Origin of the sequence: Streptomyces sp. SID13666 (genome assembly GCF_010548325.1) — a bacterium.
In the GTDB taxonomy this organism is placed as follows: Bacteria; Actinomycetota; Actinomycetes; order Streptomycetales; family Streptomycetaceae; genus Actinacidiphila; species Actinacidiphila fildesensis.
Map to the genome: position 1 here is coordinate 37,477 of NZ_JAAGLX010000023.1, position 15,259 is coordinate 52,735.

A 15,259-nucleotide genomic window follows, 5' to 3' on the forward strand; every position below is an offset into this window, starting at 1 on the left:
GCCCCGAGCGGGACCATGAGCACCCCCGCATCACGCGATGTGTCACCGAATGTACGGAGGAACCCCACCATGACCCCTAGGCGCACGGAGGCGTCAGGTCGCCGGCTGCGGTGGCTGGTGCCGCTGCTGCTCATCCTCGGATGGCTCCTGGTGAGCGGTGCGACCGGCTCGTTCAGTCAGAAACTGGGCGATGTGGCCACGAACGACGGCGCGGCGTACCTGCCCGCCAAGGCCGAGTCAGTACACGCCGACCAGTTGCAGTCCACGTTCTCCGACAACAAGACCTACCCCGCCGTAGTGGTCTACGAACGGGCGTCCGGTGTCACCTCCGCCGACCAGGCCGCCGTACGGTCCGACGCCGCCGCCGCGGGCAAGCTGGCCGGTCTGCGCGGCCCGGTGAGCCCGGTGAGCGTGTCGAAGGACGGCCGCGCCCTGCAGTTCACCGTTCCGCTCGTCAACGAGGCCCAGCCGGTCAGCGACGCGGTCAAGGTGCTGCGGGCGAACGCGTCGCAGCACCCGGGGCTGGCCGGGCATGTCACCGGACTCGGCGGGATGTTCGCCGACTTCGCCGGGGCGTTCAGCAATATCGACGGGCAGCTGCTGCTGGTCGCCGTCGGACTGGTGATCCTGGTCCTGCTGCTGGTCTACCGCAGTCCCACGCTGCCGTTCCTGGTCCTGCTCGGAGTCATGTGCGCCAGCGGCGTGGCCGGGGCCGTGGTCTACGGGCTCGCCAAGCACGGCTCGATCACCTTCACCGGCCAGAGCCAGGGCGTGCTGTCAGTGCTGGTGGTCGGCGCGACCACCGACTACTCGCTGCTGCTCATCGCCCGCTACCAGGAGGAACTGCGCCGCACCCAGAACAAGTACGAGGCCCTGGGCACCGCCTGGCGAGCGATCCTCAAGCCGGTGCTGGCCTCGGGCGGTACCGTCATCCTGGGCACCCTGTGCCTGCTCTTCAGCAACCTCAACAGCAACCGCAGCATGGGACCGGTCGCCGCGATCGGCGTCGCGGCCTCCATGCTGGCCGCACTGACCTTCATCCCCGCCGTCCTGGCCCTCGCCGGCCGTGGCGTCTTCTGGCCGTTCCGGCCCGCCTTCGGTACCGCCGAGCGCACCGGTAGTGGTCTGTGGGGCCGGGTCGCGGGCCTGGTCGGCCGCAAGCCCAGGAGGGTCTGGCTCACCGCGGGCGTCGTGCTGCTGCTCGCTGCCTGCTTCGTCCCGCAGTTCAAGGCGTCCGGGATCGCCATCACCGACAGCTTCACCAAGACGACCGACTCCTCGACCGGCCAGAAGGTCCTCGGCGCCCACTTCGCGGGCGGCGCGGGCACGCCGGTGTCCATCATCACCAAGGCCGCCGCGGCGGACCAGGTCGTCGCGGCCACGAGCAAGGTGAGCGGTGTCACCTCCGTCACCCGGCTGAACAAGGTGGTCAACGGGCTGGCCGAGGTCGACGCGGTGCTCGCCGCCACCCCCGACGGACCGGCGGCCGTGGCCACCGTCAAGCAGATCCGGGTCGCGGTGCACGCGGTTCCGGACGCGGATGCCAAGGTCGGCGGCTTCACCGCCATCTCCATCGACACCCGGGCCGGTGGAATCCGGGACCTCAAGGTCGTGGTTCCGCTGGTGCTGGTGGCGATTCTGATCGTGCTGGCGCTGCTACTGCGGGCGCTGGTGGCGCCGCTGCTGCTCATCGGCACCGTGGTGCTGTCGTACGCGGCCACCATGGGAATCTCCGCACTGGTGTTCAATCACGTCTTCCACTTCGCCAACGCCGACCCGTCGGTCCCGTTGATGGGCTTCGTGTTCCTGGTGGCATTCGGTGTGGACTACAACATCTTCCTCATGCACCGGGTGAGGGAGGAGTCGCTGGCGCACGGCACCAGGGCCGGCACGCTCACCGCGCTGCAGCGCACCGGCGGGGTCATCACCTCGGCCGGCGTGGTGCTGGCCGCGACCTTCGCGGCGCTGGCGGTCCTGCCGATGGTGTCGATGGCCGAGCAGGCGTTCATCGTCGCGTTCGGCGTGCTGCTCGACACCATCGTGGTCCGGTCCCTGCTGGTTCCAGCGCTCGCGCTGCAGCTGGACGACCGCACCTGGTGGCCGTCCCGCCGCGTGTTCGGCACGCAGATCCCGCGGTCCCGCACCGGGGTCGCGGACAAGCAGCCGGAGCCCGAGCCGGCGAGCTGACACAGCCCCGTACACAGCACTCCGCCCCCGGTCCTGGAAGAGGACCGGGGGCGGAGTGCTGTGTACGGCAGTGGCGGTGCTCAGGCGGCCTTACGGGCGACAACGAGCGTGTCGTAGTCGCCGAGCAGCTTGACCTCGGTGCCGGCGAAGCCGGCGTGCTCCGCGTATCCGACGATCTCCGCGGCCGGGTATTCGGAACCGCCGTCGGTGACCAGCAGCATGTCGAGGCTGATCACCAGGTTCTCGGCGTGCTCCGGCTCGTCGTCGAGCATCCGGTCGTAGACGAGCAGCGTTCCACCGGGCAGTACAGCGTCGTACGCCTTGTGGATGAGGTAGCTGCGCTGGCTGGGGTCCCAGTCGTGCAGGACATGGCCCATGACCACGATCTCAGCCTGCGGCAGCGGGTCGCTGAAGAAGCTGCCGCCGTGGAACTCCACCTTGCCGGGGATGCCGAGTTCCTCGGCGAGTTCCTTCGCGAAGGGCGCCATCTCCGGAAGATCGAAGACATGCCCGGCCAGATGCGGCTGGGCCTTGACGATCTGGGAGCACAGATTGCCCCGGGCGCCACCGACGTCCAGTACGGACGTGAATCCGGACCAGTCGAACGCCTCGATCAGCTGGGCACCGAGAACGTTGGTGAAGGCATCCATGCTGCCGATGAACTGGCGCAGGATCGCGGGGTTCTGCGTGACTTCGTCGTAGTGGCTGCCCGACTGCTGCTTGCCGGTGCGCAGCGCCTCCTCCAGCCGACCCCAGGCCGGGTAGAGGTTGCGGCTGGACCGCAGCAGGAAGCCACCCACATAGGCGTCCCCGGTGCGGACCAGGTGCTTGGCCGTACCCGGCGCGTTGCGGTAGACGCCGTCGGTGCGCTGCAGCACCTTCAGGGCCACCAGCAGATCGAGAAAGTCGCTGAGGCCCCGGCCGTGCAGTGACAGCAGCCCCTTGATCTCCTCGGCGGTCGCCCCGCCGGACGGGGCCTCCTGCAGTTGCGTGAACAGATCGAGTTCCACGGCGGTCAGCAGGGCCTTGGCATCGCAGAACGCGTTGCCGAGCCGGAGGATCCCGGCGGCCGTACTGACGTCCGGGGGGGTGGTCGTCATCGGGCGGACTCCTTCCTGGACGCCTGGCCACCAGGCGCCGGTGTCATCGTCGTGACGCTCGCAGCCGGCCGTGGAGCTGACCTCGAACACGCCTCGAACCGCAGGCGGGCCAACGGACCCGACCGGGAGGCCAGGCATCCTTGAGCACCGGTCAGTACCCCTTACCTGTGCCGCGGACAGTCCGCATGGCAGTGTTCCTGAGGGGATACGCATGTATGACGTGAACATCCCTGTACTGATCGTCGGTGCCGGACCGGTCGGGCTGTCCACCGCCCTGTTCAGCGGGCGCCACGGGATCAGTACTCTTCTGCTGGAAAAGCGCACGGCGACCTCCACGCTGCCGCGGGCCCCCGGCCTGCAGTCGCGCACCCTGGAGTTGTTCCGTGCCGCCGGAATCGGCAAGGACATCCGGGCCCTGGAGATGGGAGACTCGCACCCCTTCTTCGAGGGCGGGATCATCCAGGTCGACACCTTCGCCGACATCGACAACGCCGTCGTCCTCGAGTCGCCCTCACTGGACGGACCCACCGTCAGCCCCGAACGCGTGATGGGCTGCGGCCAGGACCGCTACGAGCGGGTCCTGGTCGACAAGGCCCGGGAGTTCGGTGCCGACATCAGGTTCGGAACCAAGCTGATCGAGTTCACCCAGGACGACGAGGGCGTGACGGCCGTCGCCGAGGAGCTGGAGACCGGTCGGCGCTACACCATCAGGGCCGGCTACCTGGTCGGCGCGGACGGCGCCAACAGCCATGTGCGGACCGAGCTGGGCGTGGAACGCAGCGGCCGCGGAACGGTGTTCGACGCTCTGAGCATCTACTTCAAGGCTCCGGAGCTGGAATCACTGATCAAGCACCGCCCGTTCATCCTGTGCTACGCCAATGTCAACGGGACTCTGATGGGCCTGTCCCGGCTGCACGGCTGCGACCCCTTCCTGGCCGCCCCGATCTACTTCCCGGACAAGGGCGAGAAGCCCGAGGACTTCACCGACGAGCGCTGCATCGACATCGTCAGGACCGGCTCCGGCCGTCCCGACATGGACGTGGAGATCGTCGCCAAGGTTCCCTGGCAGGGCGCCCAGCTGGTCGCCGAGCGGTTCAGGACCGGACGGATCTTCCTGGCCGGGGACGCCGCCCATCTGCACCCGCCTGCCGGCGGGTTCGGAGCCAACACCGGCATCCACGACGCGCACAACCTGTCGTGGAAACTGGCCGCCGTCATCAAGGGCTGGGCCGGGGACGTCCTGCTGGACAGCTACCACGAGGAGCGGCACGCGGTCGGCTCCGCCATGGCCGAGCAGGCCATGGTGCGCAACCGCATCCGGCACGGCTACGCCACCGACGAGGACCGGGCGACGATGGTGGACGACATCATCATCACCCTCGGGTACCGGTACAAGTCGGAGGCCATCACTCACGACCAGACCGGTCCGGTGCTCACTCCGCACCTGGAACTGAAGGGCGAGCCCGGCACCAGGGCGCCGCACCTATGGGTGGAGCGGAACGGTTCGAAGCTCTCCACCATCGACCTGTTCTGGGACTCCTACGTGCTCCTCACGGACGCCTCCGGCGCCGCGTGGGCCGAGTCCGCGGTGAAGGCCGCCGCAGAGCTCGGTGTGCCGCTCAGGGCCCACCTGGTGGGCCCTGGCGCCGAGCTGACACCGGGCGAGGAGCGCGACTGGGGTTCGGTGTACGGCGTGGGCCCGGGTGGCGCGGTACTGGTCCGCCCGGACGCGTTCGTCGCATGGCGCTCGCAGGGGCCGGTGGCAGACCCGCAGCAGGTGCTGACCGAGGTCCTCTCCCGGGCCGCCGGCCTCGGGTAACCACAGCTCCGTCCCACAGCCGCCGGAGGCGCCCGTCACACCTGACGTGACGGGCGCCTCCGGCACTCCACCGCCCCGCGGCCCCACCCGCAGGCCAACACGCACACAAGATTCCGGCCCGGACTCATGGTACGAGTCCGGGCCGGAATCTTGTGTGCGAAGTCCCTGAAAGGGGCTACAGGGCCGCCTTCGCGAGCAGACTCACCTGCTGGGGGTCCGCGGTGCACGGCAGCAGGATCAGCTCGTCACAACCGGCCTCCGCGTACGCCTGGGCCGCGTCACGGATCTGCGCCGCGTCCACGAGCACGCCGCTGGCGGCCCGTTCGGCCTTCACGCCGATGAACGAGTAGTAGTCGCGCAGATAGCGGCCCGCCGTCGATCCGGCGTCCGGGCCGAGGCACGCGTACACCAGCGAGACCATCCTGGGCCGTTCGGTGCGCCCGGCCAGCGTCCATTCGTGCTGTGCCTGGCGGACCAGTTCCCCGTAGGCCGTGGCCGAGCTGCCGCCCGCGATCCAGCCGGTGCCGAATCTCGCCGAACGCCTCATCGCGGTCCGGGAATGGCCTCCGACCAGCAGCGGGATACCGCCCTGCCCGGCGGGGAGCGGACCGATGACGGGCCCCGGACCCTCCCCGCTCCAGATGTCGCGGAGTTCACCGAGGAGTTCGTCCAGCCGTGCTCCCCGACCGGCGTAGTCGGCGCCGGTGGCCTTGTAGTCGTCGTCACGGCCTCCGGCGGCGACACCGAGCGTGAACCGCCCCCCGGAGACCGCGTCGAGGGTCGCCGTCTGCTTGGCGAGCAGCGCCGCCCCACCGCGATAGCCGGCTATGAGAATGGTGCTGGCCAGCTTGATGCGGGTGGTGACCGCGGCCGCCACCGCCAGCGACATCAACGGTTCGAAGTTGTCGTACACCAGCCGGTCCAGCACGCCCAGAGTGGTGAAGCCTGAGTCCTCGGCCGCACGCGCCCAGGCGGCCAGTCCGGGCCCGGACTTGTCGGGAACGGTGGTGGGCAGCCCGAGTCCGATGTCCACGGTCAGACCCCGCCGTCGACATTGAGCGTGGCGCCCGAGATGTAGCGGGAGGTGTCGCCGGCCAGAAAGAGCACGGCGCCCGCCACGTCCTGCGGAGTGCAGATCCGGCCGAGCGCGGTCATCCCGACGATCCGCTCCACGGCCTCCGGCGGCAGACCGGCGCCCGGTTCGGTCTCGGTGAGACCCGGCGCGATGGTGTTCACGCGGATCGAACGAGGCCCGAGTTCCTTGCACAGCGCGCGGGTGAGCCCGATCAGCGCGGCTTTGGAGGCGGTGTAGTGCACTCCGCGGACCCGGCCGCGCAGCGCCACCGAGGATCCGATGTTCACCACCGAGGCACCGTCGACGAGCAGGTCGAGCGCGGCCTGGGTCATCAGGTAGGCCGAGGTGACGTTGTGGTCGAAAACCCGGTGCCATTCGGACTCGGGCAGCTCCGCGAACCAGACCTGGCCGTCCACTCCGACATTGTTCACGAGAACGTCGAGCCCCCCGACGGCCTCCCTCACCTGTGCGGCCACCGTACGGACGTCGGCGGCGTCGGTCACGTCCGCGCGCAGCAGCAGATGTCCGTCACCGGTCTCCTTCAACTCGCGGGCGAGTGACTCGCCGTCCTCCCCCGCGCTGCGCGACACCACCACGACGCGAGCGCCGGCGCGCGCGAAGGCCAGTGCCGCCGCCCTTCCGATGCCGCGCGTACCGCCGGTGATCAGTACGCGTTTGCCGGCCAGTCCCTGCTCCATCTGCTCCTCCTTCAGTACGCCGCGTCGACCCGGTAGATACCGAACGGAGCGGAGAGTCGTGTGTCGCGGTACGGCCGCAGCGGAGCGGTGTCCGCGCGGTGCCCGGCGCCCTCTTCCCATGACTGGAAGGCCGCGAGATCCGCCCACCGGCTCACCACGGTCAGGGCCGAGGGGTCGAGGGCGGACTGCAGCAACTCATTGGCGAGCATTCCCGGCACGTCGGCGAGCCGCCGGCTGACCACGTGGTACGCCTCGCGTACCGCGGCCAGCTCGGCCTCGTCCCGGGCCTGGTGATGGATCATCACCAGGACCTCGCCCACCTCAGGCGGCATGGGCGGCTCCCTGGATGTGCTCGACCACCCGCATGGTGTCGAAGGTCGCCGAGGCGCGGTAGGCGTGCAGTCGCTCGCGATGGGCGACGTGCGCCTTGCCGTCCTCGAACGCCCGGAAGCCCGTCTCGTCGACCCAGTCGCTGACGATGTAGTAGGTGTCCTCGTCGGCGGTGCTGCGAGCCAGCCACTGGCCGATGTTCGCGGGGTGGCCGGTGACCGCGTCGGTACCGCTGCGCCACTCCTGCTCGAACTCCGCCGACAGACCGGGCTTGATCGTCATTTCCAGCATCACCCGGAAGGCTCCGCCGGCCATCAGGAGATTCCCCCGTCGACCGAGATGGTGGCACCGGTGACGTAGCGGGACAGGTCACTGGCGAGCCACAGGATGGCGCCGGCGACCTCGTCGGTCCGGCCGAGCCGGCCGAGCGCGGTCTTGCTGCTGTAGCGCTGGACCATCAGGTCCTGCTGCTCCTGCGGCAGGTCGTGGAGCGCCTCGGTCTCGATGACGCCGAGGGCGACCACGTTGATCCGGATACCCTGGGAGCCCAGCTCCTTGGCGAGCGAGCGGGTGAGCCCGACCAGTGCCGACTTCGTCGCCGTGTAGTGCGCCCGCAGCGGGATCCCCGCCTCCGCGCCCTTGGATCCGATGCTCACGACGGAGGAGCCCTCGCCCAGTAGCGGCAGGGCGTTCTGCGTCACCAGGTGGGTGGCGGTGAGGTTGGTGGCGACGATGCGCTGCCATTCCTCGAACGGGAGCTTCGCGTAGGGGATGTGGCTGATGGTGCCCGCGTTGTTGACCACCAGGTCGAGGTGGCCGTACAGGCTGCCCGCCTGCTCCAGCAGGCTCGCGACCTGCGCGGGGTCACTCAGGTCGGCGCGCAGCACGTGGTGGTCGCCGCCGATCTCCTTGAGCTCGCGCTCCAGGGTGGCGACCCGCTCCCCTTCCTGTAGGTAGCAGGTGATGACATCGACGCCGGCGCGGGCCAGTGCGAGCACTATGCCGCGTCCGACACCACGGGTGCCGCCGGTGACCAGCGCCTTCTTTCCTTGCAGTTCGAGATCCATCTGTTCCTCCTCAAAGAAGCGTGGCCAGCGCCGCGCAGTTGGACAGCAGGGCGAGCATGGTGATCACGCTGCGCCGCTTGTTCCACAGGCCCCACTGGCTGCGGCGCTCCGTGGCGTCGAAGCCGGTAGGCAGGTTGTCCGGGTCCACGGTGCGGATCCACCGGTTGACGGGGACGTTCTTGGCGAAGGAGATGACCACGGTGCAGAGCGCGAGCAGTGCCGCGGCGGTGAAGCAGGCCCTGGCCCAGCCGTCACCCACACCGGCGGCGAGAACGCTGTCGCCCAGCAGGGTGCCCAGCGTGCAGATGGGCATGTACGGGTCGTAGCGGCCGGAGAAGAACGCGTGGGTCCGGACGTAGCCGTCGTCGGGCAGACCCGCGAGCAGTGGCCAGCCGCCGAGCAGCGTACCGAGCATGCATCCGGCCGCGAGCCCGTTCATCAGCAGCACGAGAGGGATGAGGAGAGCGGGCACCGGTGACCTCCGGGGGTACGTCCGCGGCTACTTCCGGAGGGAAGCGGCCTCGACCTTGTCCTTGATGAGCTTCATCTGGATGGCAGTGTTCCGATTCAGGTGTTCGGTCATGCCGGCATCGTCCGCGGGTGCCTGCGGCTTCATGTGGAAGTCCTGCACCCAGCGCATCCGCACGCCTTCGGGCGTCTCGGTGTACTCCCAGTAGATGTTCATGAACTCGAACGGCCCGGTCTCCACCCGGTGCGCGCGCACCGTGCGGGTCACCGGGTCGGGGGTGCGCTCCGACACCCAGCTCCACACCCGGCCTTCGTCGTCCGGGTGCATGGTCAGCCGGAACGTCACGGTGTGCCCGTCCTGTTCCAGGATCTCGGCCTTGGCGTACTCGCTGAACAGATCCGGCCAGTTGACCACGTCGTTGGTGGTCTCCCAGACCTCGTCGATCGGTGCGTTGATCACTATCTCGTTGTCGGTGTGCCCGGCCATCGCCACTCTCCCTTGTCTCTCGCCTTCGTCCCGCTCCGCTGTCAGGAAGCCGGACGTCCCAGTACCAAGGCCGCGTTGAAACCGCCGTGTCCCCGGGCCAGGACCAGTACGGTGCGCAGCGCGGCGGCCCGTGGTTCGCCGAGCACCAGATCCAGGCCGTACCCGGGAACCGGTGACTCGGGTCCGACGGTGTGTGGGATCACCTGGTCACGCAGGGCCAGCGCGGCGGTCGCCACGTCGAGGGCCGCACCACCGCCGTAGAGCCGTCCGGTCAGCGTCTTGGGAGCCGTGACCGGCACGCTGCCCGGCCCGAAAACGGCCCGGATCGCCGCGGCTTCCGCCGCGTCCTGTGCGGGAACACCCGACGCGTCCGCGAAGACCACGTCGACCCCGGCGGGTGTCACTCCGGCGTCCGCGAGGGCCGCCTCCAGAGTGCGGCGCAGCGCCGGCGGGCGCTCGGATCCGGGGGCCGGGTCGAACCCCGCCGCGTAACCGAGCACCCGGGCGTAGCCGCCGGCGCCGCGAGCCTCCGCGTCCGCGGCCCGTTCCAGGATCAGCATCGCGCCACCCTCACCGGGCACATAGCCGCTGGCCGCGGTGTCGAACGGCAGGTAGGCCCGTCCCGGGTCGCTGACGGTGGACAGGTTCCCGGTGCTCAACTGGGCGGTCAGGCCGTACGGACACAGCGAGGCGTCCGTTCCGCCGGTCACGACCAGCCGGGAGCTGCCACGCAGCAGCCGACGGCTCTGCCCGATCGCGTCCAGCCCGCCGGCCTGCTCGCAGCAGAGCACACCGCAGGGTCCGCGCATGCCGTGCCGGATGGAGATCTGACCGGTGGACGCCGCGTAGAACCAGGCGATCGACTGGTAGGCACCGACCCAGGACGGGTCGTGCTGGTACAGGTTCTCCATCTCGTGCTGGCCGAACTCGGTGCCGCCGGAGGAAGCCGCGGTGACCACGGCCATCTCGAACTCGGGCAGTTCGGCCGGCACCACCTCGGCATCCTCCAGCGCCTCGGCGGCGGCGGACAGACCCAGGTGGGTCCAGCGGTCCGTCTGGTGGATCAGTCGGCTGGGCACCCTGGCCTTGGTGTCGAAGTCCGCTACCTCTCCGGCGAGTTGGACCGGATAGCTGGACGGGTCGAAACGGGTGATCCGGCCGATGGCCGGCTTCCCGGCCAGGACCGCCGCCCAGTGCTCGTCCGCCGTCAGACCCGTCGGCGCGGTGACTCCCAGACCGGTGATCACCGGGGCGGCCGACGATCCGTTCGTCGCGCTGCTCACCGTCAGCTCCTCTCATACGGGACAGCGCCGGGCCTGGCCAGCACCATCGCGCTCTGGAAGCCGCCGAATCCGCTGCCCACGCTGAGCACCACATCCATGGCGTGGTCCCGGGCGGTGACCGGCACGTAGTCCAGGTCGCACTCGGCGTCGGGGTTCTTCAGGTTGGCGGTGGGCGGGACCACCTGGCGGTCCAGGGCCAGCGCGCAGGCCGCGACCTCGATGGAACCGATCGCTCCCAGCGAGTGGCCGACCATGGACTTGATGGAGCTGACCGGCACGTGGTAGGCGTGGTCGCCCAGGCTCCGCTTGAACGCGGCGGTCTCGTGCCGGTCGTTCTGTTTGGTGCCCGAGCCGTGGGCGTTGATGTAGCCGACGGCGGTCGGGTCGAGTTTCGCCTGGTCGAGGGCGGCCCTGATGGCCTCCGCCATCTCCCGGCCCTCGGCCTTGAGACCGGTCATGTGGAAGGCGTTGCTGCGTCCGGCGAACCCGACGAACTCCCCGTAGATGCGGGCGCCGCGAGCTTCCGCGGCCGACTTCTCCTCCAGGATGAGGACCGCCGAGCCCTCGGCCAGGACGAAGCCGTCGCGGTCCCGGTCGAACGGCCGCGAGGCGTGTTCCGGGTCGGCGTTGTTCGGCGTGGTCGCCTTGATCGCGTCGAAGCAGGCGGCGGTGATCGGGGAGAGCGGGGCGTCGGTGGCGCCCGCCAGTACGATGTCGGCGGAACCCTCCTCGATCAGCTGCACTCCATGTCCGATGGAGTCCAGACCCGAGGTGCAGCCGGTGGAGACCAGGGACACGGGGCCCTCGGCTCCCACCGCGTGGGCGACCTCCACCGCCAGGGTGCTGGGCACCATGTAGCCGTAGAGGTGCGGTACCCCGTAACTGCTGTCGACGAGCCAGTTCTTGCCGCCGTCGCTGAGGGTGACGTACTCCTCCTCCAGGCCCATGGTGCAGCCGACCGCGCTGCCGATGGACACCGCGATCCGCTCCGGCGGGAGCGCGGCGAGTTCGGCTCCGCTGTCCGCGAGCGCCTCGCGTGCGCACACCACGGCGAACTGCGCGGCACGGTCCATCCGGCGGATCTGCTGGGGGGTCAGACCGGCGGCGGCCGGATCGAAGTCGACTTCCGCGGCCACCTGGGAGCGGAACGGCGCGGGATCGAAGAGGGTGATGCGCCGGGTGGCGGTGCGGCCGGCGGAGAGCTGATCCCAGAAGCCCTCTCGGCCCAGGCTTCCTGGTGCCAGGACACCGATCCCGGTGACCACCGCGCGACGGCTCACGGGGCCCCGCCCACGTTCGGGTTGGGCGCCTGGGGGTTGGTCGGCTTCTCGGTGTCCACATGGCCGAGGTCGGGCCGGGGTGCCAACGGGGAGAGGTGGAAGGCACAGTGCGCCTGGACCTCACCGATGTTGACCAGCCGGTGGCGTACACCGATCGGCACCAGCAGGGAGTCCCCCGGGCCGAGTTTGAGCGGTTCACCGTCGAGCGTCATCTCCAGTTCTCCGGCGATGACGTGGATGAACTCCTCGGAGTACGGGTGGTAGTGCTCGGTCACGAACTCCGACGGGTCCAGGTACATCACTCCGCCGAAGCCCGAGGTCGAGCCCGCAGTCACCGGACTGAGCGTTACCCGGATGTCGCCACCGCGCTTGCGGTTGGACGCGACCTCGTTCGCCGAGATGCGCACAGGCTGCTGCGTGGTCATTGGATCCTCCCCTGCTCCGGAGTCCACACGTAGAAGGGCACGGCCATGGCGTCCTTGGGCTCTTTCCAGTTCGGGTCGTACGGTGACACGCACTCCGCGAGCTTGCGGTTGATGTCGTCGTAGAGCGGGTGGCTGCGCGCCCGGTAGAGGCCGTCGGTGATGTCCTCGTCCGCCTCGACCAGGTGAAAGTACAGATCGTGGAAAGCGAAGAGGGTCCGTCGCGACACGCCGATCATGTGCGGCAGATCCGACGCATCCGACTCAGCGAAGATCTTCGCGATGTCGTCTGCCTTACCCGGCTGCATCTTCGCCACGATTAATGTCCGGTGCACCGTCGACCTCCTTCATACGAGTTCCTCGAACCATCAGCCGGAACCGTCACAGCTGGCTCTAAAGACCTGCTCGAATCGGACTGCATCGCGCATCGGAGCGCGTCGGAGCCGGTGGGCCGGGCGGCCGGCCGGGGACGCGCCGGAGCTCCGTGCGATCGGCCCGATCGCACGGAGCTCCGGGAGACGACCCCGTCAGGGTGCGGTCACGCCTTGGTCTCCAGCGTTTCCACGTCGAGTTGGAGGAGGCTGCGCATGGAGGCATTCCGGAAGTACTCGCCGAACGCCCGCGGGGACGATGTGTCCCGCTCCTCCTGCAGATAGGGAGCCAACCGGGCCTCGGCCGCATGCACGCCCGGTTGGGTGGCCATGTGCTTGCCCACGGCAGCCAGATCACCCTCGTAGTGGATGACCCGGACCATCACATCGTCCTTGATGAAGAGTCCGGTCCCGAGAATGCGACCGGTCTGCTGACCGTCGTCGGACCGCAGGTCCGCGGTGTCCACCCGGTTGAAATTCTCGAAGATCTTGGCGATCTCATCCTCGTGACCGGGCTTCACCCGGTACATGATCGCTCCGTACGGCATCCGATTCCTCCCACAGAATTCGATCTCGACAGCGACCGGTCGCCCGGCGGGACGGCCGTGCCGTGCTGGTCAGCTGGGTTGCGCCAGGCTGGTATTGATCATCTTCAGCAGGATGCGCGGTGTTTCCGCCTCGACCACGGCGTCGTCCGAAAGGTCGATCCTGCGCTCCCGCTTGATGACACCGGTCACCTGGAGCAGCGCGAGCGAGTCGTATCCGAGTTCCATGAAGGGGGTGTCCTGGACGTCTCCGTCGAGGTCGACACCGTCGGGCTCGCCCGCGCACTCGCGCAGCTTCGCGGTCAGCTCCTGCAGAGTGAAATCACTCATCCGGTTTCCTCTCCTCACTGTCGTGAGCCCGCTGAAGGACCCGGACGGCAGCGTGACCACCCTTCCTCCAGAAGGACTTGAGCCGGAGTGGGCCGGGGCGGTCGCGAGCGCTCCCCCGGCGCCGCGGTGCTGCGGAGCCCGGCCCGCGGCCGCGTCCCGGATTCGACCGGTCTTCCAGTACCCGCCGAGAGATCCCTGCGACGTTGCCGCGAACTGACCGTGGACCCACAGTCGAGAGAGGGATGAGCATGGTGTTGCTGCAAGTGCTGAGCGTCGCCGTGATCCTGGGCACCGGCATCGTCGCCGGAGTGCTGTTCGCCGTGGCGATCAGTGTCATGCCCGCGTTGATCGCGATGCCTGCGGACCGGTACATCACGACGCACAGGCTTCTCGGCCGCCGCTACGACCACATCATGCCGTACCTCGTCATGACCTCCGTGGTCGTCGACGTCTTCGCGGCCTTCCGGACCGAGTCCACCGCGAGCCGGCCGCTGTTCGCCGTGGCGGGCGCTTTCATGGTGGGTGTCGCCGTTGTCTCCCAGACCCGGAACGTGCCGATCAACAACCGGGTGAAGAGCCAGGACGAGAACAACCTCAGCCCCGACTGGCAGGACCCGCGTCAGCAGTGGCGCAACTGGCATGCGTTGCGTACCGCGTTCGCGATCGTGGCCCTGATCCTGACCGCCTCGGCCGTGGCAGTGCTCCGATGAGCCCCACCGCGCGGCCCCTGATCGAACTGGGACGGCCTGGCGACGAGGGCCTGCCTGACAACGCGGCCGTGATCGCCGCGCTGTCCGCGCCTGCTCCGGGACCCATGGCGCAGCGGTTGCTGCTGCTGCACTTCACCGGCCGGCGCACGGGGCGGGCGTTCACCATCCCGGTGGGCGCGCACACCCTCGACGAGGATCTGGTGCTGGCCACTTCGGGCAACTGGCGGCACAACTTCGCGGGGGGTGGGGATGCCGAGATCACCTGGCAGGGGGACCGCCGGCCCGCCCGCCTGGATCTGGTGACGGACCCGGTCCGGATCGCGAACGGCTATCTCCGGCTGATCCGCCTCTATGGTCCCGCCGCGCAGCGCCGGCTCGACCTCACGATCCACCCGGACCGCCCGCCGACCACCGCGGATCTGCGGGACGCGGTCGAACGGTACGGGCTCAGTCTCATCGACGTACGACTGTCCGCCCCCCGGCCTCCTGCCCCCGCGCATCCCGGGGCGCAGGACGCAGCCGGCACATAGCCACGATCACCCGAGTCGGCCCGGCCCTCGCGCGAACATCTCGTGCGGGGGCCGAGCAGCGCTCCAGTGCCGCGAGAGCGCGAGGGTGACGATAGGTGCCGGGGCCGTTCCCGGCCCGCATCGGCGGGACCGAGCAGGTCCGCCGACCCCCTTGCCGCCTTCGGAGGCCGCCCATGCCGTTCGCCGCCATCACCTACGACATCAAGGCCGGTTATGAGAAGGAGATCGGGGAGATCTTCGGCGGATTCCGTCGGGTGGGCTCCCCCGTCGTCGAGGGCGCCGACGGCGCGGAGACGACCCGGATCCTCGCCACCGCTGTCTTCATCAGGGACGCCACGATGGTCCGGGTCATCGAGTACGAAGGCGACCTCCAGGACGTGGCCCGCTTCATGGCCTCCCAGCCCGGCGTCCAGGAGGTGGAGCGCAAGCTCGCCCCGTATCTCTCACGGCCCCGCGACACCGGTACGCCGGAGGGTTTCATCGCCACCTTCAACCGGAGCCTGCTCACCTGCCTGACCCAGATCTCGGCCCGCGAATCGTGATCCACGCGCCGGCCC

Annotated in this window: 19 protein-coding genes; 5 read left to right on the top strand and 14 right to left on the bottom strand. The window is 69.3% G+C overall.

Annotation, left to right across the window (positions count from 1 at the left end; all coding sequences use genetic code 11):
- Positions 1-69 precede the first annotated feature (69 nt).
- Positions 70-2,187, top strand: a complete 2,118-nt coding sequence (locus G3I60_RS26045) for an MMPL family transporter (RefSeq protein WP_164293527.1) — start codon at positions 70-72, stop codon at positions 2,185-2,187.
- An 80-nt stretch (positions 2,188-2,267) separates the two neighbouring features.
- On the opposite strand, the gene G3I60_RS26050 is transcribed toward G3I60_RS26045, so the two are convergent.
- Positions 2,268-3,287 carry a methyltransferase gene (locus G3I60_RS26050; protein ID WP_138356831.1) on the bottom strand — a complete coding sequence of 340 codons (1,020 nt, stop codon included), beginning with the start codon at positions 3,285-3,287 and terminating at the stop codon, positions 2,268-2,270.
- Between the two features lie 211 nt (positions 3,288-3,498).
- On the opposite strand from G3I60_RS26050, the gene G3I60_RS26055 reads away from it, so the two are divergent.
- Complete coding sequence (locus G3I60_RS26055) at positions 3,499-5,106, top strand: FAD-dependent monooxygenase (RefSeq protein WP_138356832.1); 1,608 nt, start codon at positions 3,499-3,501, stop codon at positions 5,104-5,106.
- 175 nt (positions 5,107-5,281) lie between these two features.
- On the opposite strand, the gene G3I60_RS26060 is transcribed toward G3I60_RS26055, so the two are convergent.
- The 13 genes from G3I60_RS26060 to G3I60_RS26120 all read right to left on the bottom strand — a co-directional run bounded on the left by G3I60_RS26060 (position 5,282) and on the right by G3I60_RS26120 (position 13,462).
- On the bottom strand, positions 5,282-6,139 hold the full coding sequence (locus G3I60_RS26060) for an LLM class flavin-dependent oxidoreductase (protein WP_164293526.1): 858 nt from the start codon (positions 6,137-6,139) through the stop codon (positions 5,282-5,284).
- Between the two features lie 2 nt (positions 6,140-6,141).
- The gene (locus G3I60_RS26065; RefSeq protein ID WP_138356834.1) at positions 6,142-6,879 is read right to left on the bottom strand and encodes an SDR family NAD(P)-dependent oxidoreductase; all 738 of its coding nucleotides are present in this window, start codon (positions 6,877-6,879) and stop codon (positions 6,142-6,144) included.
- Positions 6,880-6,890: 11 nt separating this feature from the next.
- Positions 6,891-7,211, bottom strand: coding sequence for an antibiotic biosynthesis monooxygenase (locus tag G3I60_RS26070; protein WP_164293525.1), 321 nt, complete (start codon positions 7,209-7,211; stop codon positions 6,891-6,893).
- Entirely contained in the window at positions 7,201-7,524 is a 324-nt protein-coding gene (locus tag G3I60_RS26075) for an antibiotic biosynthesis monooxygenase (protein WP_138356836.1), read from the bottom strand. The genes G3I60_RS26070 and G3I60_RS26075 overlap by 11 nt, the downstream gene beginning before the upstream one ends.
- On the bottom strand, positions 7,524-8,276 hold the full coding sequence (locus G3I60_RS26080) for an SDR family NAD(P)-dependent oxidoreductase (protein WP_164293524.1): 753 nt from the start codon (positions 8,274-8,276) through the stop codon (positions 7,524-7,526). Before G3I60_RS26080 ends, G3I60_RS26075 begins: the two co-directional genes overlap by 1 nt.
- A gap of 10 nt (positions 8,277-8,286) precedes the next feature.
- Positions 8,287-8,748, bottom strand: a complete 462-nt coding sequence (locus tag G3I60_RS26085; RefSeq protein WP_138356838.1) for a DUF1772 domain-containing protein — start codon at positions 8,746-8,748, stop codon at positions 8,287-8,289.
- Between the two features lie 27 nt (positions 8,749-8,775).
- On the bottom strand, positions 8,776-9,231 hold the full coding sequence (locus G3I60_RS26090) for an SRPBCC family protein (protein ID WP_164607790.1): 456 nt from the start codon (positions 9,229-9,231) through the stop codon (positions 8,776-8,778).
- Between the two features lie 41 nt (positions 9,232-9,272).
- On the bottom strand, positions 9,273-10,514 hold the full coding sequence (locus G3I60_RS26095) for a ketosynthase chain-length factor (protein ID WP_138356840.1): 1,242 nt from the start codon (positions 10,512-10,514) through the stop codon (positions 9,273-9,275).
- A 2-nt stretch (positions 10,515-10,516) separates the two neighbouring features.
- Positions 10,517-11,794, bottom strand: coding sequence for a beta-ketoacyl synthase (locus G3I60_RS26100; protein ID WP_138356841.1), 1,278 nt, complete (start codon positions 11,792-11,794; stop codon positions 10,517-10,519).
- Positions 11,791-12,219: a cupin domain-containing protein gene (locus tag G3I60_RS26105; RefSeq protein WP_138356842.1), complete on the bottom strand. Its 429-nt coding sequence runs from the start codon at positions 12,217-12,219 to the stop codon at positions 11,791-11,793. Before G3I60_RS26105 ends, G3I60_RS26100 begins: the two co-directional genes overlap by 4 nt.
- Positions 12,216-12,551, bottom strand: a complete 336-nt coding sequence (locus tag G3I60_RS26110) for a TcmI family type II polyketide cyclase (protein WP_138356843.1) — start codon at positions 12,549-12,551, stop codon at positions 12,216-12,218. Before G3I60_RS26110 ends, G3I60_RS26105 begins: the two co-directional genes overlap by 4 nt.
- Before the next feature lie 203 nt (positions 12,552-12,754).
- A complete protein-coding gene (locus G3I60_RS26115; RefSeq protein WP_138356844.1) occupies positions 12,755-13,135 on the bottom strand; it encodes a SchA/CurD-like domain-containing protein in 381 nt (126 codons plus the stop codon).
- Positions 13,136-13,204: 69 nt separating this feature from the next.
- Entirely contained in the window at positions 13,205-13,462 is a 258-nt protein-coding gene (locus G3I60_RS26120; RefSeq protein ID WP_138356845.1) for an acyl carrier protein, read from the bottom strand.
- Positions 13,463-13,710: 248 nt separating this feature from the next.
- Between G3I60_RS26120 and G3I60_RS26125 the strand changes: the two genes are divergently transcribed.
- The 3 genes from G3I60_RS26125 to G3I60_RS26135 all read left to right on the top strand — a co-directional run bounded on the left by G3I60_RS26125 (position 13,711) and on the right by G3I60_RS26135 (position 15,244).
- Positions 13,711-14,172 (top strand): DUF1772 domain-containing protein, encoded by a 462-nt coding sequence (locus G3I60_RS26125; RefSeq protein WP_187145135.1) that lies wholly within the window; start codon positions 13,711-13,713, stop codon positions 14,170-14,172.
- Positions 14,169-14,702, top strand: coding sequence for a hypothetical protein (locus G3I60_RS26130; protein WP_164293522.1), 534 nt, complete (start codon positions 14,169-14,171; stop codon positions 14,700-14,702). Before G3I60_RS26125 ends, G3I60_RS26130 begins: the two co-directional genes overlap by 4 nt.
- Positions 14,703-14,875: 173 nt before the next feature.
- Positions 14,876-15,244, top strand: coding sequence for a SchA/CurD-like domain-containing protein (locus G3I60_RS26135; RefSeq protein WP_138356847.1), 369 nt, complete (start codon positions 14,876-14,878; stop codon positions 15,242-15,244).
- The last annotated feature ends 15 nt before the right edge of the window (positions 15,245-15,259 follow it).